The sequence below is a fragment of the Halomonas sp. KAO genome (assembly GCF_015595025.1).
GTDB lineage: Bacteria > Pseudomonadota > Gammaproteobacteria > Pseudomonadales > Halomonadaceae > Halomonas.
In genome coordinates this window covers 75574-92798 of sequence record NZ_JADNRL010000018.1, presented here as the reverse complement: position 1 = coordinate 92798, position 17225 = coordinate 75574, and the positions used below count along the sequence as shown (strand labels likewise).

At 61.7% G+C, this 17225-nt stretch carries 15 protein-coding genes; 3 read left to right on the top strand and 12 right to left on the bottom strand.

Annotated features, from left to right (window positions below):
- Positions 1–217: 217 nt before the first annotated feature.
- The gene (locus IOC61_RS06330) at positions 218–667 is read left to right on the top strand and encodes a YHS domain-containing (seleno)protein (RefSeq protein WP_195688018.1); all 450 of its coding nucleotides are present in this window, start codon (positions 218–220) and stop codon (positions 665–667) included.
- Positions 668–774: 107 nt separating this feature from the next.
- On the opposite strand, the gene IOC61_RS06325 is transcribed toward IOC61_RS06330, so the two are convergent.
- The 3 genes from IOC61_RS06325 to IOC61_RS06315 form a co-directional block, all read right to left on the bottom strand.
- Complete coding sequence (locus IOC61_RS06325) at positions 775–1620, bottom strand: MOSC domain-containing protein (RefSeq protein ID WP_195688017.1); 846 nt, start codon at positions 1618–1620, stop codon at positions 775–777.
- A 58-nt stretch (positions 1621–1678) separates the two neighbouring features.
- Entirely contained in the window at positions 1679–2029 is a 351-nt protein-coding gene (locus IOC61_RS06320) for a hypothetical protein (RefSeq protein WP_195688016.1), read from the bottom strand.
- Between the two features lie 245 nt (positions 2030–2274).
- The gene (locus IOC61_RS06315) at positions 2275–3831 is read right to left on the bottom strand and encodes a DUF4365 domain-containing protein (protein ID WP_195688015.1); all 1557 of its coding nucleotides are present in this window, start codon (positions 3829–3831) and stop codon (positions 2275–2277) included.
- A 604-nt stretch (positions 3832–4435) separates the two neighbouring features.
- On the opposite strand from IOC61_RS06315, the gene IOC61_RS06310 reads away from it, so the two are divergent.
- Positions 4436–4912 carry a peroxiredoxin gene (locus tag IOC61_RS06310; RefSeq protein ID WP_195688014.1) on the top strand — a complete coding sequence of 159 codons (477 nt, stop codon included), beginning with the start codon at positions 4436–4438 and terminating at the stop codon, positions 4910–4912.
- Positions 4909–5334, top strand: a complete 426-nt coding sequence (locus tag IOC61_RS06305) for a VOC family protein (RefSeq protein ID WP_195688013.1) — start codon at positions 4909–4911, stop codon at positions 5332–5334. The genes IOC61_RS06310 and IOC61_RS06305 overlap by 4 nt, the downstream gene beginning before the upstream one ends.
- Positions 5335–5518: 184 nt before the next feature.
- Here the strand turns inward: IOC61_RS06305 and IOC61_RS06300 are convergent, their stop codons facing one another.
- The 9 genes from IOC61_RS06300 to IOC61_RS06260 form a co-directional block, all read right to left on the bottom strand.
- Positions 5519–6088, bottom strand: coding sequence for a YceI family protein (locus IOC61_RS06300; protein ID WP_195688012.1), 570 nt, complete (start codon positions 6086–6088; stop codon positions 5519–5521).
- A 196-nt stretch (positions 6089–6284) separates the two neighbouring features.
- Positions 6285–7058: an enoyl-CoA hydratase-related protein gene (locus IOC61_RS06295; RefSeq protein WP_195688011.1), complete on the bottom strand. Its 774-nt coding sequence runs from the start codon at positions 7056–7058 to the stop codon at positions 6285–6287.
- Between the two features lie 187 nt (positions 7059–7245).
- On the bottom strand, positions 7246–8094 hold the full coding sequence (locus IOC61_RS06290; RefSeq protein WP_132041335.1) for a 3-hydroxybutyryl-CoA dehydrogenase: 849 nt from the start codon (positions 8092–8094) through the stop codon (positions 7246–7248).
- Between the two features lie 122 nt (positions 8095–8216).
- On the bottom strand, positions 8217–9848 hold the full coding sequence (locus tag IOC61_RS06285) for an acyl-CoA synthetase (protein WP_195688010.1): 1632 nt from the start codon (positions 9846–9848) through the stop codon (positions 8217–8219).
- A 135-nt stretch (positions 9849–9983) separates the two neighbouring features.
- Complete coding sequence (locus IOC61_RS06280) at positions 9984–11774, bottom strand: acyl-CoA dehydrogenase (RefSeq protein WP_195688009.1); 1791 nt, start codon at positions 11772–11774, stop codon at positions 9984–9986.
- 89 nt (positions 11775–11863) lie between these two features.
- Positions 11864–13306, bottom strand: a complete 1443-nt coding sequence (locus IOC61_RS06275; protein WP_195688008.1) for an MFS transporter — start codon at positions 13304–13306, stop codon at positions 11864–11866.
- 347 nt (positions 13307–13653) lie between these two features.
- Positions 13654–13941, bottom strand: coding sequence for a cupin domain-containing protein (locus tag IOC61_RS06270; RefSeq protein WP_195688007.1), 288 nt, complete (start codon positions 13939–13941; stop codon positions 13654–13656).
- Positions 13942–14047: 106 nt separating this feature from the next.
- Complete coding sequence (locus tag IOC61_RS06265) at positions 14048–14977, bottom strand: helix-turn-helix domain-containing protein (RefSeq protein WP_229332971.1); 930 nt, start codon at positions 14975–14977, stop codon at positions 14048–14050.
- A gap of 278 nt (positions 14978–15255) precedes the next feature.
- Positions 15256–17223, bottom strand: coding sequence for a hydantoinase B/oxoprolinase family protein (locus IOC61_RS06260; protein WP_195688006.1), 1968 nt, complete (start codon positions 17221–17223; stop codon positions 15256–15258).
- Between the last annotated feature and the right edge of the window lie 2 nt (positions 17224–17225).

The window sequence follows — 17225 nt, the reverse complement described above, 5'->3', positions numbered from 1 at the left end:
ATTTGGCGTGACCTGATGATCGGGCAGCTCGGTTGGCGGTTTCGGCATGATACGGGCTCCTGAACCTCGGGCTCTGATATTGAGCTTAACTCACTGAGCCGGTGTATGGATGCAGGTTGACACACAGGGCACGCCGCCAGCACGGTCATGACACCTGTAAGGTCGTGAGCCGCTGCCCGACAGAACCCTGTAACCCCAGGGTCGAGAGGAGGCAATCATGAAACGCACACAGGGGTGGAGGGCCGCCATCCTGATGGTCGGTCTGGCCTGGTCGCTGGGGGCGACCGCCGACGGGCGCATCTTCACGCGCGACGGACTGGCCATCGGCGGCACCGACCCGGTGGCCTACTTCACCGAGGGCAGGCCGATGGCGGGCTCACCGGAGCACCAGCTCGAGTGGCGAGATGCCACCTGGCAGTTCGCTTCCGCCGAGCACCGCGACCGTTTCCAGGCCGACCCCGAGACCTACGCCCCACAGTACGGCGGCTGGTGCGCCTGGGCCGCGGCCAGCGGCGAGGCCGCCTCGACCGTGCCCGAGGCGTGGAAGATCGTCGACGACAAGCTCTATCTGAACTACAGCCGCTTCATCCAGTGGCGCTGGGAGCGTGATATTCCCGGCAATATCGAGGCCGCCGATAGCCACTGGCCGAATATCTTCGCGCCTTGATCACTCATCGCACCGTCGGGCGCTGATCCAGTCGACCAGTGGGCATTAGAAGCTACCGGGCTGGGTAAAGGGGGAGCCTCGAGAGTACGCGGGTAGCCTCGAGAGAATCAGCGCGGCTTCGGCATCAGGGGCTCGCCGACACTGATCGTCCGGCCCTCGCCTGCCAGCAGGATGGCGTTCTGCCCGAAGTATCCGCCCGGGGCCAGGCGGGTATTCATCTCCACCAGCGTGCGCAGAGGCTCGCCCGGCACGTCGATCTCGCCGCTGTGCTGATCCACGGTGGTGATCTTGCAGCGCTGGCAGGGCTTGCGTAGCCCCAGCCGCCAGCCACTCTCGGCGGCGGCCAGCTCTTGCCAGCCATCCTCGACGAAGGGCAATTCGTGGTCGACCACGATGCTGGGCCGAAAACGACTCATCGGTACCGGCTCGAGCCCCTTGGCAGCCAGGCGGCGGTTCAGTTCGGCAAGCGAGGCCTCGCCCACCACCAGGAAGGGATAGCCATCGGCAAAGCCGGTATGGGCCTGCTCGCCCGGCGCGAGATAGTGCGGCTCGACCCGGCGCTGCTGGTCGGGCGCGAAGCGTACCAGGCGCAGACCACTGCCCCGGAAATCGCCCAGCACCCTGCCCAGCCACTCCCTGGCCTCGGGGCCCTCATCCAGGGCGGCACAGCGATCCTCCCAGACATAGACCGACAGTCGTTCCTGCCCCTCTGCCGACAGGGGGACACGCAACGCCTCGGCATCCGGATGGCTCAACACCAGGGCATCGGCCTCGAGACTGACCCGAATGGCGGCCATGGCCGGCAATTGACGCTGGGTAACGAAACGCCCCACATCGTCGACCACCATCCAGCGGCGATCCCAGGCGAGTCCTTCGGGAGTCAACTCGGCCTCGTTCAGGGCGATGGCGCCCAATGACTTGACCGGATAGATAGAAAGCTGGGTGATCCTCACGGGCGGCTCCTACTCCTTGGGCGAGAGATGCCCAAAGCCTATCCCAGGCGATCAGGGATTACAGCCGCGTCGTTTCGATCACGAAGCCGATAATGGGATAGCCAGCCTTGCGGGCGGCCTTCTCGGCTTCCAGCTGTGCCTCGATCTTGGAGATGCTCGACGACACATGCTCGAACACGGTATCCATCTCGAGCTGCTTGGTACGTACGGCCAGCTTTACCCGATGGCCTGTCTTCGGCGAACCGCCAGGCTTGCTGCGTGGCGCCTTGGGCTTCGCCTTGCTCTCGTCCTCGATGGGCCACTCGGGAGCGGAGGTCGCCGCCTTGCGTCGAGTCTCCTGGGCCTTGTCCATGAAACTGTCGATATCACGGCGCATCTGCCGCTCGAATTCGCTAAGTTCCGTTTCCATCGTGTCTCCGTCTGCTTCAATCATCGCGCGATTGTACCAGAGTTCGCGCGGATACGACTCCCTGTCGCTTCACGAGGAGCGAAGTGGGGAGTGTCGCTTCTTGAGTGCCGCTTTTTATCCGCGTGGTTAAAGGCAGCTATGGCAACTTCCGGCAAGGGCGGCCATTGAGCTTTTCTGATATTTAACGCCGCGCTCTGCGGCAAATTTGGAGCGCAGCGGAAAATTTGTCCGACAGCAGCGCCTTGTTAGCACTTTTTATCAAACATTGTGACAACCGAATAATTTTCATCATAGCGCTTTTCAACGGTTTCAATGGCTGATACCAAATCTTCGTTTGGAATAGACTCATCTTTCTCAGAAACTATTCTTTTCTCGACAGCCACATTTTTGGTTAGCAACCTAAACCTTTCATTCTCGATCTCTTCAACATCGCCAGTGAGTACGATAATAACTCCGAAAACATGGCTGCCAATTGGAGTAGTCACTAGGAATAAGCAGGCAGTTTCTTTACTAGGATCATATCCATCACCATCTATTCCAAACTCAACCTTGAATAAATTTGAAGGCGAGCTTAGAATTCCTTCCATCTGGCTTATCTGGGTTCCATATCTTGATACTTCATCAAATGAAATATCAACAAAGTCCGTAAAATCAAAATCTGCAATAATTTTTACTGCACTATCAAGCGATTTTAGCTCTTTGGAAAACTCAAACTCTTGCTCATTACAACCGACTGAAAATTCTAATTTAGACAACCCTTCGACAATCAGTTCGGCAATGACTTTTTTTCCAGAAGTACTTAGTAAATTTAGTAGTCTAATGGCGTCCCTAAATTTCTTAACTTCAAGACGTATTCCTTCACCAAACGAAAATGAGTAATTTGCTTCACCAGTATACGGGGTAAATTTTAGGTCAAAAAATTCCCCCTCAACTCTCATTTTCTTAAGTTCATCTGGAACCATAACATTGAATGGTGAATTGTAAAACTTACATTCAAACACAAGCCCTGAAGAGAGTCGGTCTTCCCTAAATCTAATTTTACCCTCCGCTGTAGGACCCAAATTCGGCATTGCTAATTTGCCGCCATCAGAACTTAATGATGGGTTTTTGCTCAATATACCAAAGCGCGTATCAACGCCTTTAAACTTTGCTACTTCAACTTCTTCCGCAATACCAAGGGATACGTCTATTAAAGATTTTAGGTTATCTTCCCCTTCAGTTGTAAATGTTATCTGAGCAAATCCATCCTCGTAACCCGTGGATTCCAAATGAGACTTCTTGTTTGCAATATACTCGGAAACATCGTCGCCTATATGATGTAATAAGCGATCTTTCAAGCCATCACCGTTCAATTGACTTAACAGATTGCTTTCATCATAGTGGATAGTCATTTTACGCTTATTGAAGTTATTATCTTTCTCACTCTGCTCTATCTCATGAAGCCTTTTCAAAACCTTTGATATAAGCTCGTTATCTACATGAAGCACAAAAGCTCTTTGAGCCACTTCTTTTCCGTCAAATTCAATAAAGACGAAGAAAGCTGGCATTTGAGCTGTAATTAATCGTCTTAGGTTTAAGAGGCTAATTTGGAGCTTCCGATCTTTCTTATCCGTTGCTTTGACTTGAATTTTGCATTCAAATGGTGACTTATGTAATTCATGAGGAGTAAGCCCTGAATCAAAAGGGAATTCTACAAAGAAGTCCCATCCTGTTTTATCAACTTGAGAACCGTTAGGAATTAAACCTACATCCGCACACCACAAGCTAAATGTGCTTTCCCCCATTAGGCCTAAATCTCTCATAAGAAACTTCCTGTAGTGCTAACAGCTGTATTATACAGCACGCTTGATATTCCACTTGAACGAGCACGCGCGTTCAAGAATGTTATGCTACGCGCTAGCAGATCACCTAAGCCATTGAAATAACCGAACATTAAGTTTTGCTCGGCTACATAACACCAATCGCCGCGCATGCAGCATAACACCGGTGAACATGCTGGCTGCCTTTGCCGACATGACCGCTCTGGGTCGTTAGTTGACGCCAGCTTATCCCCTACCCAATCTTCCAGCACATCCATAGCCAACATCCTAACCGATCAATGTCCTATTTTCGTGCTTGCTGATCAATACTGAAGCAAAATACGTTATCGGCAAGTGAGACTGTAAGATATTTCCCACATCACCGAAAACAGTAGGCCAGGCGAGTTTTCGCCCGGCCTGGGTGATGCCAGGGGGCCTTACGTTGCTTCGAGGGCGATCTTGAGCGCGCCGTCGCGCTGGTGGCTGAAGAGGTCATAGGCGTCGAGGACCAGACCACCCAACGTGAGCACCCCAGGTTTGTCGTAACCCCCTGCTCCGAGGCAGACTGGCGATGCAATACCCCATTTCAACAAGGGAGACTGACCCCATGACGATTACAACCGGCGAGCGCATTCCCGACGTGACGATCAAGACCAACGGCGCGGAAGGCCCCGAAGACATTCGCACCAGCGAACTCTTCAGCGGCAAGAAGGTGGTGCTGTTCGCGGTACCGGGCGCCTTTACCCCCGGCTGCTCCAACACCCATATGCCGGGCTTCGTGGTCAACGCCGACAAGCTGCTGGCCCAGGGGGTCGATACCATCGCCTGCCTCGCGGTGAACGACGCCTTCGTGATGGGCGCCTGGCAGCAGGACCAGAACGCCCAGGCCATTACCATGCTGGCCGACGGCAACGCCGAGCTGACCCGTGCGCTGGGGCTTGAGCTGGACGCCAGCGGTGGCGGCATGGGAACTCGCTGCAAGCGCTTCGCCGCCATCGTCAACGACGGGGTGGTCGAGTATCTGGGTGTCGACGACAAGGGCGTCGACAAGAGCAGCGCCGAAACGGTCATGGCCAAGCTATGAGCCTCTCCCCGTTTCATCTGGCGATTCCGGTCCATGATCTGCCGGCGGCCCGCGCCTTCTATGGCGAGGTGTTCGGCCTGGAGGAGGGTCGCTCGAGCGAGCAGTGGGTCGACTTCAACTTCTTCGGCCACCAGCTGGTGATCCACGAACACCCTCAGACGCCTACCCAGGAGCAGGCTCACACCAACCCGGTGGACGGCCACGACGTACCGGTGCCCCACTTCGGTGTGGTGCTGGGCTGGGAGGAGTGGGAAGCGCTGGCCGAGCGTCTCAGGGCTCGCGACACGAGATTCGTGATAGAGCCCCATGTACGCTTCCAGGGCCAGGTGGGCGAGCAGGCCACCATGTTCCTGCTCGACCCCTGCGGCAATGCCCTGGAGTTCAAGGCGTTCAAGGATATGGGCCAGCTGTTCGCCAAGTAACCTCCATCAGCAGAACCCTTAACACAACGCGGCCGTGGCAGAATTGCCACGGCCGCGTTGTGTTTCAGGATTGTTGCCTGGGGGTGAGCTCGAGGACTCGAGGCGCTCCAATGTTGAAGCGCGCCCCTCTACTACCGCACCTGCCGAACCGCTGCATCATGCGCGACGCTAGGGTTCAAGGCGCTCACTGGGTAAACACCAGATTGAAGCTGACCGGCACCGCCGTGCTGATGGCGGAGAGCCCGGCGACCTCGCGCAGGGCCTCGACACCCTCGCCCAGCCCGAAGTCCTCGGCGGAGATGATCACGGGGTGCACCGAGCTGATCAGCAGGGTCGAGTCGTCGAGACGAATCGCCTGCATCTCGGCCTCCAGCTCCAGCGTCTCGCCATGCAGGCTCAGGCTCAGGGTCTGGGTTTCCTGACGACGCTCGCCCACCTCCATGTCCGACAGGGCTTCCTCGCCCATCGCCATAGTGACCTCGGCCTCGCCGAACTGACCGGTCTCGAACAGCATCTCCTGCATGCGCTCATTACGAATATCGATGCCGGTCTCGACACTAGAGAGGTCGATCACCACCCGGCTCTCCTGCTCCTCGATGCTGCCGGAGAGCTTGCCGAAGCTGTTGATCTCACCGGTGGAGGTATTCTTGATGGAGACGTAATGCACCGAGGAGTGCTCCTCGTCCAGTTGCCAGGCGGCCTGGGCCCAAACTGGCATGGCAAATAGCAGCGCGGAAACTAACAGTGCTTTCATGACGGCTTTCTCCCATCCTGGGGTTCAGAGCGTTACTGCCAGCTATCACCATAGCCCGTCACTCAACCAGTGCAAAGGGGCCTCAAAGGCACGCCTGCAACGCAAGGCGGCCGTGACACTTCTGCCACGGCCGCGCTGCGGCTGCTCCAGCGGGGACAGTGCCCTTTAGAAACAGTGCCCCTTAGAAGTAGTGCCCTTAGAAGTTCGGCTTGCGCTTCTCGACGAAGGCGCTCATGCCTTCGCTCTGCTCCTCACCGGCGAAGCAGAAGGCGAACAGCGCATTTTCCAAGGCCAGGGCGCTATCGAGATCCTGGTCCATGCCATCATGGATCGCCTGCTTGGCGGCACGAACCGACTGCGGGCCATTGCCACCCAGCTGCTTGGCCAGCTCCTCGACATAGTCCTCGAGCTCGGCCTGGGGCATCACCCGGTTGACCAGACCGATGCGCAGCGCTTCATTGGCGTCGATCTTGCGACCTGTGGTGCACAGGTCGATGGCCATGGCCGGGCCGACACGGCGCGGCAGACGCTGGGTGCCGCCGAAGCCGGGGATCACACCGAGCAGCACCTCGGGCTGGCCGAAGATGGCGTTATCGCTGGCCACCGCCCAGTCACAGGCCAGGGCCAGCTCGCAGCCGCCACCCAGGCAGAAACCGTTGACCAGCGCCACGGTAGGCACCGGCAGGGTCTCCAGGCGCTTGAAGGTATCCAGCGCCTGGCGGGCGAAGTCCCGAGCCTGCTCGGGGGTCTTCTCCCGCATCTCGGCGATATCGGCGCCGGCCACGAAGGACTTCTCGCCGGCACCGGTGATCACCATGGCACGCAGGTCGGCGCGGCCCTCCAGATCGGCCAGCACGTGCTCCAGCTCGGCCAGCACGTCGCTGTTCAGGGCGTTGAGTGCCTTGGGACGATTGATGGTCAGGCGCACGAGACCGGCGTTGTCGATCACATCGATCAGCTTCTCGCTCATGGGTAGGACTCCTCGGATTCTTGTTGCGTGGTGTTGAGACGATACCGCCCAACCCTAGCGAACGCTAGGTTGGGCGGCAATGCTTCCTTGGTTGATCCAGTCAGGGTATGAGGCTCTCCCAAGGGCGCCTGGCGGCGCCTTCGCCCGGCGGAGCCGGCCCCCCGATACCGGCCCGCCAGGCGAGTGTTCAGGAGTAAACGTGGAAGCCACGGCCACTCTTGCGGCCCAGATAGCCGGCATCCACCATACGCTTGAGCAGCGGACAGGGCCGGTACTTGGGATCGCCGAAGCCCTCCTGCAGCACCTCCATGATGGAGAGGCAGACATCCAGACCGATCAGGTCGGCCAGGGCCAGCGGCCCCATGGGGTGGGCGGCGCCCAGCTTCATGGAAGCGTCGATGTCCGCGGCGCTGGCCACCCCCTCCTGGAGCAGGAAGGCGGCCTCGTTGATCATCGGCACCAGCAGGCGGTTGACCGCAAACCCGGGGGAGTCGGCGATCGCCACGGCGGTCTTGCCAAGCGCCTGGGTCAGCTCCTCGATGCGCGCCACGGTGGCATCACTGGTCTGCTCGGCGCGGATCACCTCGACCAGCTTGAGCACCGGCACCGGGTTGAAGAAGTGCATGCCCACCACCCGCTCCGGGCGCTCGCAGACGGCGGCCAGGCGGGTCAGCGACAGCGAGGAGGTATTGGAGGCCAGGATCGCCTCATGGCTCAGGCGGCTCAGGTCGCGAAACAGCTTCTCCTTGAGAGCCGGCTGCTCGGGGGCGGCCTCGATGATCACCTCACAGTCGCGCAGGGCATCCAGCGCGGTGGTGGTGTCCAGACGCGCCAGGGCGGCATCCTGGTCGGCCGCGGCGAGCTTCTCCTTGGCGACCAGCTTGCCCAGCCCCTTGTCGATGGCCCCTCGCGCGCGCTGGAGCTGCTCCTCGGCCACATCGTAGAGCCGAACCGAAAAGCCGCTCTGTACCAACACCTGGGCGATCCCCTGCCCCATGGTGCCGGCGCCTACCACACCGATCGCTTGCTCACTCATCTGCACTCTCCTGTGATCTGTTTCTCGTCAACTGTCAAACCGTCAGAACCGCCAGGGACTGTCCCCCGACCGAGCTGGCATCGGCGCCACTGCCGGGGACAGTCCCTTCTCGCTCCTTCTCGCTACTGCTTGCGCGCTTCGTCGCGCAGCACGAACTTCTGGATCTTGCCGGTGGAGGTCTTGGGCAGCTCGGTGAAGATCACCGTCTTGGGTGCCTTGAAGGTCGCCAGACGCTGACGGCAGTGGTCGATGATCTCCTGCTCGGTGACCTCGCCATAGCCCACCTTGAGCTTGACGAAGGCGCAGGGGGTTTCGCCCCACTTCTCGTCGGGCTTGGCCACCACGGCCGCCTCCTCCACCGCCGGGTGCGCGTAGATGCAGTCCTCCACCTCGATGGTGGAGATGTTCTCGCCACCGGAGATGATGATGTCCTTGGAGCGATCCTTGATCTCGATATAGCCGTCCGCATGCCACACGGCGAGGTCGCCGGTATGATACCAGCCGCCCTCCAGGGCCTGCTCGGTGGCCGCCTCGTTCTTGAGATAGCCCTTCATCACGTTGTTGCCGCGCATCAGGATCTCGCCGATGGTCTGGCCATCCTTGGGCACCGGCTCCAGGGTGTTGGGGTCGGCCACACACAGCGCTTCCAGCATGTGGTAGCGCACCCCCTGACGCGACTTGAGCCTGGCCCTCTCCTCCATCGGCAGCTCGTCCCATGCCGCGCGCCAGGCGCAGGAGGTGACCGGGCCATAGACCTCGGTGAGGCCGTAGACGTGGGTCACGTCGATACCGAGCGTCTCGACGCCTGCAATCACCGAGGCGGGCGGCGCCGCGCCCGCCGTGGTGACCTTCACCGGGTGATCGAAGTCGCGCTTCTGCTCGTCGGGCAGGTTGACCAGTCCATTCAGCACGATGGGGGCGCCGCTGAAGTGGCTCACCTGCTCGTCGGCGATCAGGTCCATCACGCGCTTGGCCTCGACCTTGCGCAGGCAGACATTGGTGCCGGCGGCAGCGGCGATGGTCCAGGGGAAGCACCAGCCGTTGCAGTGGAACATCGGCAGGGTCCACAGATACACCGGGTGGTGCGGCATCGCCCACACCAGGATATTGCTAGTGGCATTCAGGTAGGCACCGCGGTGGTGGTAGACCACCCCCTTGGGCTTGCCGGTGGTGCCGGAGGTGTAGTTGAGCGAGATCGCCTGCCACTCATCCTCGGGCAGACGATAGGCATGGTCCGGGTCACCCTCGGCCAGCAGCGCCTCGTATTCAAGCTCGCCGATGCTTCTCCCCTCGGGCACGAACTCGGGGTCGGCCACATCGATGATCAGCGGTTTTTTGTCGAGCTTGCCGACCGCCTCCTCGATGACATCGGCGAACTCCGGGTCGACCAGGATCGCCCTGGCCTCGCCATGCTCCAGCATGTAGGCGATGGCATCGGCATCCAGGCGAATATTCAGGGTATTGAGCACGCAGCCGGACAGCGGCACGCCGAAGTGGGCCTCGAACATCGCCGGCACGTTGGGCAGCATGGCCGCCACGGTCTCCCCGGGCCGGATGCCACGCTTCTCGATGGCCGAGGCGAGTCGACGGCAGCGTTCCCAGGTGGTGCCCCAGTCGCGGCGCAACTCGCCATAGACCACCGCGGGGTAGTCCGGGTAGACCGAGGCGGTACGCTCGATAAAGGTCAGCGGTGAGAGCGGTACGTGGTTGGCGGCGGTCCTGGGCAGACCCTGTTCGAAAATGCTCTGGCTCATGAGTGGCTCCGTGATCTGGCGCATGACCCTGTCGGGCTGTTCATGCTCCTGTCGAGTTGTTATGGGGGCGAGAGTGGCGCATGGCGGATAGGGAGGCCGCCGGCTGGAGCCGGCGGCGCAGGCCTAGTGTTGACACTAGTGGGCGACGTCGAAGGCGGCCAGGCTGGCCATGCCGGCCTCGATCACCGCGCGCTGTGCACGACCCACCGGCAACCACTGACGTATCACATAGTCGGCGCTCTGGCGCTTGGTGACGTAGAACGGATCGGCATTGCCGCCGGCCTGGGCGGCGCTGGCCTTGAGCGCTGCCTGGCCCATCTGCCAGGCGCACAGCACGTGCCCGGCGAGGCTCAGGAAGGGGGTCGCGTAGGCCTGAACGGCGTCGGCCCCGCTCTCCGGGTCGGCGCCCGCCTCCAGCACCGTGGCCATGGCGGCACGCAGATCGGCGACACCAGCCGCCAGGCTCTCGCCCAGTGCGGCCAGTTCGTCGCTGGCCTCGAGCGATGCCACGGTGGTATCGATATCGCCGAGCAGCCCCTCGAGGGCGGCACCGCCATCACGCTGCAGCTTGCGTCCAGCCAGATCCAGGGCCTGAATGCCGTTGGTGCCCTCGTAGATGGGCGCGATACGCGCATCGCGCAGCAGCTGGGCGGCGCCGGTCTCCTCGATAAAGCCCATGCCACCGTGGACCTGAACCCCCAGGGAGGCGATCTCCACTGCCTGGTCGGTCGAAAACGCCTTGACCACCGGGATCAGCACCTCGGCACGCGCCTGGGCGGCGGCGCGCTCGGTATCATCCGCCGCATGCCGCGCCACATCGAGCTGGGCGGCGCAGTAGAGCGCCAGGGCCCGCAGGGCATCGGTGCGCGCGCGCATGGAGAGCAGCATGCGCCGCACATCCAGATGATCGCTGATGGCGCAGTCATCGCGCCCCGAGCGCGGACTGCGCCCCTGGGTGCGGTCCAGGGCGTAGGCGGCGGCATGCTGGCAGGCGCGCTCGGCCACGCCGATCCCCTGGATGCCGACCTTGTGACGCGCCTCGTTCATCATGGTGAACATATGGTTGAGGCCACGCCCCTCTTCGCCTACCAGGTAACCGATCGCGCCCTCCTGCTCGCCGAAGCTCAGGGTGCAGGTAGGCGAGCCATGGATGCCCAGCTTGTGCTCGATGGAGGCGCAGACCACATCGTTGCGTTCGCCCAGCGAGCCATCGACGTTAACCAGGAACTTCGGCACCACGAACAGCGAGATGCCCTTGTTGCCCTCGGGGGCATCCGGCTTGCGCGCCAGCACCAGGTGAATGATGTTCTCGGCGGCATCATGCTCGCCCCAGGTGATGAAGATCTTCTGGCCGAAGAGTCGATAGCTGCCATCTTCCTGGGGCACGGCACGTGTGCGCACCTTGGAGAGATCGGAACCGGCCTGGGGCTCGGTCAGGTTCATGGTGCCCGTCCAGCTCCCCTCGACGAGCCTGGGCAGGTAGGTGGTACGCAGTGCCTCGCTGCCGTGGTGAGCCAGCGCCTCGATGGCACCGGCGGTCAGCATGGGACACAGCCCCAGTGACATGTTGGCACCGTGAAGCATCTCCTGCACCGAGCTTGCCACGACCTCGGGAAGCCCCTGGCCGCCCAGCGCCTCGGAGACACCGATGCCGTTCCATCCCCCCTCGGCATAGGCCTGGTAGGCCTCGACAAAGCCATCGGGCACGCCGACGCTGCCATCCTCACGACGGGCGCAGCCCTGCTGGTCGCCGCTGGCATTGAGCGGTGCCCAGACCTCGCCGGCCAGCTTGGCGGCCTCCTCCAGCACCGCCTCCACCAGATCGGGACTGGTTTCCTCGAAGCCGGGCAGTGCGAGCGAGCCGTGTTCGAGCAGCTCTTCCAGTACGAAGCGAAGGTCACGGACGGGAGCGGCAAAGGGAGTCATCGAAGCACCTCGGGAAAAATGATAACGGCGATAGTAGATTCACTACTTTCCGTCGACCATTATCCCAAGGTCTTAAACATGCAGATACCTCAGCCCGGCTCGAGCGCCTCCGACACCGCCAGATAGGCCTCGACCGATTCGATACCCGGCAGCGCATGCTGAACCGGCTCTTCGCCATCGTCTGGTTCGGGGTAGTGAGCGACACAGGTCTCATCCGGCAGCGGCGGTCCCACCAGGGGCTCGGCTACCTCCACATCCGGCACCAGGTCGGTAAGGTCCTCCTTGTATTCATGCTCGGTGGCACCCTTGACCAGATCCTCGGTGATAACCAGCTCGGCGCCGCTCGCCGTCATCGGCGTACCGGCATGGAAGGGCGCCACCGGCATCGGCGCCGGCCGCACACTACGCCGCCAGGCGAAGAACAGCACCAGGCAGATGCCCAGCGCTCCGAAGCTCCAGAACAGACCGGCATCGCCCAGCTTCCCCAACACCGGCGAGATCAGCGGCGGGCTGAGCGCCGAGCCGATCGCGTTGATCAGCAACAGGCCCTGGCTCATGCGCACCAAGGCGCCCGCCGGCGCGCGGTCGGCCGCATGGCCCAGCGCGACCGGATAGAACGAGAACACGCCGCCACCGAGCAGGAACAGCAGCCCGGCCAGGCCCCAGCTATTCAGCGGTAACCAGAGCACCGCCGCCGAGATCAACGCGCAGAAGGCGGAGATCAGAATCAGCACCAGCTGACGGTCATGACGATCGGACCAGCGTCCCACGGGGTATTGCAGCACCATTGCGCCGAGTATCACCACTGCCATCATCTGGCCGACGCGGTCGACCGAGAAGCCGGCGCGCTGCAGGTAAAGCGGCAACAGGGCGTAGACCCCTGCCACGATCAACCCGGAACCGAAGCTGCCCATGACACCGGTGGGGGTCAGCATGACCAGGCGAAACGGCGAGAGCGGCTCGGCCTTCTCGATCATGGGCGTGAACTGAGGGATCATCGCCATGGGCAGCACCGAAAGCGAAGCCAGCATGCCGATCACCATAAACGACGACGCCCCGCCCATGGCCTCGGTGACACCCAGCAGCAACTGACCGAGCACGCCTGCCGCGTAGAGCGAGATCATGTAGAGGGCGAGCAGCCGGCCACGCACCCGGGCTTCCCCCGAGGCCAGCAGCCAGCTCTCGATCACCAGATAGACCCCCACCGTGGCCCAGCCACCGATCAGGCGCAGGAAAAACCAGGCCCAGGGGGCCTCCACCAGCCCCTGCAGGATCACGGTGACCGCCACCAGCGAGGCGAAGCTGCCGTAGGCGCGGATATGGCCGATGCGCAGCAGCATGCGGTCATTCAACAGGGCCCCAAGCGCCAGGCCCATGAAGTAGGCCGCCGACACCCAGCCGATCACCGCCGCCGATTCACCCGCGGCATCCAGGCGCAGCGTGATCACCGTGGCCAGAAAGCCGTTACCGATACCGAGAATGAAGAGCCCCAACAAGGGAGCGAGGGCCAGAGCCAGCAGTTGCCGCGACATTGATGCATGCCTCGTACGGGAGGGGGTTAGGGGGAGGAGTCGGGTGGTGTTCGAGGCTCATGAGGCCTTGTAGCGGATGTTATATCACGCCCACGACATGCTGAGCGCGCGAATCATACGCCCGGTACGGGGCACTGCCAATGGCTTTGTGGCCCTGACCTTGTGGCCCTGACACGCGCTTGCGCCGGGGCTAGCCAGGGCCTGCCGATGCCGGGTGCCACTCGCGCTTATACCACTCGCTCCGGGGCTGCTGCTGAGACCCATCTGGTCGCCGAGTTACACCGCTTCGGCAGGCGGCGTCTCGCCTCCTGCCACTCTGCTTTCTTACTTCCTGCCTTCCTGCCTCCTTACTGCTTGATCTCCACTTCGACGAAGGCAAAAGGCGCCTCGCCATCGTTAGTGACGTTATGCTCCGTGCCCTCGACTCGCCTATAGCAAACGCCCGCCTCGAGGGTCACCTCGCGCTCCCCCTCGGGCGTTTCAAGCCGCATCCGGCCGTCGGTCAACGGGATGATCACATAGTCATGCTCATGGCGATGCCAGCCGGTCTCCGACCCGGGGGGAAAGTCCCAACGGGTCACGATCACCTGACTGTCGTCGATCTGAAGCTGGCTCACGGCCTGGGCTCTCTGCATGGCAGGACTGCCTCCTTTTCTGTTAGCGCTTTCTATTAGCGGTGAACGATTGGCTACCGCAGCTGCTGCTCTTATTGCGTGAATTCAGGAACTACACCGCTGACTTTCACCCCAGGCGATCCCGCAGCTCGCTGGCGGAATAGCCGAACCGCCTGCGAAACGCGCGGCTGAACTGCGCCTGTTCAGAGAATCCCCAGCGGTAGGCCACCTCACCGATATTGACCCCCAGGGGGAGCGACTCGAGCTCGCGATGCGCGGCCTCCAGCCGCTGGGCGCGTATCCACTCGGCGACCGTATATCCGGACCCGGCGAAGAGCTTGTGCAGATAGCGCAGGGAGATGCCACAGAAATGGGCGATACGCGCGGGTGACAGCTCAGGGTCGCCCAGATTGGCCGAGATATAGCGCTCGATCCGCATCAAATGGGCGGTCTTCAGATGCGACTGGTCGCTGTTCAGCACCCGCTCATCCTGCTCCAGCACCATCGACAGCATGCCCAGGGCCTGTTCGAACAGGCGGCTCTGATCCTCCACGCTGCACTCGTTCACATGCAGTGAGCAGATCTTCAGGAATTCGACGAAGGCACAGCCGATGCCCTCCTGGGCGGAGAAGCAGTGCTGCGAATAGCGTTCCGGGCGCCGAATGCGGGACTTCATCGACTCCTCGGGCACCTTGAAGACCCACATATCATTGGGCGCCGCATAGCCGAACCGATAGGGCGCATCGCCCTGCTCGACGATGAAGTGGCCCGGTGGGCAGTTCAGGTTTCTTCCATGCTGGGAAAAGAACACCCGGGCCCGCAGCGGGATCGTCACCAGAAACGAGGCCTGGCTATCCTCGGCAATCTGCGAGCGCGAGCGGGAATACTCGGCCCTGTCGGAGGTGAGGCGAGACAGGGAGTAGTCGCTACCCGCCGCCTTCCAGACCTTCAGCGACCCCTGGAAGGCATCCTCCTCATGGCCACCGTAGCTCAGGGTCAACGGAAAGTAGGTATCGGAAATGATCTGCGTCCAGCATTCCTGGGAGTTGGAACTCAACCGTGTGTCGGGCCTTGTGCCTCCCTCGGGCCCTGTCGGCCTTGAGGTTCCAGGCAAATCAGTGGTTCCTGGTAAATCAGTGGTTCCCGGTAAATCGGCGGCTCCTGGCAACCCGGCGGATTCTGGCATTGTCGTCGTTGTATTCATGCCGCTCCTCTCTCTGTTAACGCGCCGTGTCTGGGCGTGTCGCAACGAAGGCGAGACTCCGGAGGCCCCGCCCGGACTCATCGGGCCAGGGTCCTACCGAAGTCTCGCCGTTCACCTTCGCGATCGCAATATCACGCCCAGAAACTGGATGAGCGCTTGGCCAGCGAGTCACGATACTGTTGCGTCGACGTCTCCAGCAGCTCGCCGGTGCCCCAGTCCAGCACCACGCCGTAGCGACGAATCACGTCAAGGACATTCAGCTTGCCATCTCGATACTGTTTGGCGACGTCCTCTGGTGGGGTCTGCAACCACTCCCGCCGATTCGCCCGGATCCACTCGCGGGCCCTGGCGGTGCGCTCGGTGTCGATCACATAGTCATCGACATCGGGGTCGTTGACCTGGATCACCACGCCATAGTCGCACTCGGCGCGCTCGACGGATACGTAGCCATCGATCACATCCTCCAACACCGCTTGTGCATCGCGCTCGAGCGGGTCACCGAAGCCACCGCCACCCGCCGAGGGGCGCGTGAAGGTATCCCCGGAGCGGACCGTCACGTTCGAGAAGGTGGCCCCCAGGTATTTCTCATCCGGCGTTCCCTTGTTGATCCACACCCCGTGCGGCACGGAGGGCAGCCCGCCATTCACCCCCCAGGTCACCGAACGGCCGCGGTCACAGCAGTAGCTCATCACCGTCTTGTCGACCTGGGTCAGCCTGCCTCCCTTCTCGACACCACAGCCCCCGCGGAAGCGGCCCGGACCGGCCGAGTCCATGCTGATCTCGTGACACATGGTCAGTACGGGGTTCAGCCTCTCCTGCCCTTCCACCGGCTGAACCGCCAGCCCGGTGCCGAACACCGGCGAAGTGGCCGACGAGCCGTCCTTGGTCTGACGACCGCCCCAGCCGCCGGCCATCCAGTCATACCACATGAAGTAGTCGCCGCTGCCGGTGCGTCCATCATTACCGCCGATCAGCAGGTACTCCAGGTTGAAGGCACAGGCCATGGCACGCTCCGGCATGACCCCGCTCCACAGCTCGAAGATACCGTTCATGACCTTCTCGTAGGGGCCGGAGCAGAAACCGGTAACCGCATGGGGCCAGCCCGCGTTCACCACGCTGCCCTCTTCACCGATATTGGCCGTCACCGCGCGATAGAAGCCGGAGTTGAGCGGAACATCGGGGAAGAAGGTCTTGGTACCCGCGTAGATGGCGGAGTGGGTCGTGCCATAGCTGGAGTTGAGGAAGGTGGAGACCGCAGGCGCCGAACCCGACAGGTCATAGTGAATGCCGTTGCCATCCAGCGTCAGCTTGATGCGAATCGGCACCATCCCCTCACCCAGCGCAGGGTCGGCATCGATATAGTCGACCGTCTTCCACTCGCCCCTGGGCATTCCCGCCAGACTCTTGAGCACGACACGCTCGACATAGTCCTGGGTCTCCTGCATGGCCGCCACCACGGTGGCCTTGGAGTACTTGTCGACCAGACGCAGCACCTCACGCTCACAGACCGCCGTGGCCTCTGCCTGGGCCTGTAGGTCCCCCAGGGCCTGGGCCGGGGCACGGGTGTTGGAGACCAGCAGCTGGGCGACATCGTGCAGAAACACGCCCTCGCGCCAGACACGCACCGGCGTGATGCGAAGCCCCTCGCTGAAGTGGGTGCTGGCGTTGACATCGAAGGAGCCCGGCACGCTGCCGCCGATATCCGCCCAGTGCCCCTTGTTCTGGGCAAAGCCGATGATCTGCCCTTCGGAAAAGATCGGGCGAATGAAGCTGACATCGTTGAGGTGGGTACCGCCACGGTAAGGGTCGTTGATGGCGAAGACATCACCGGGGTGAATATCGTCGGCAAACTCCTCGAGCACCGCCTTGCACTGGAAGTGCAGGGTACCGACGTGCACCGCGATGTCGCCGCTGCCCTGCATGACCGTATTGCCCTGGGCATCGCACAGCGCGGAGGAGAAGTCGCGCGAATAGATGACGAACGAGTAGCAGGTACGCAGGATCTGCTCGCTCATCAGGTCGACGCTGGTGGCGAAGGCGTTCTTGAGGACTTCGAAGGTAACCGGATCGAGAGCGTTGTCCTTGTGGGTATGTGCCATGA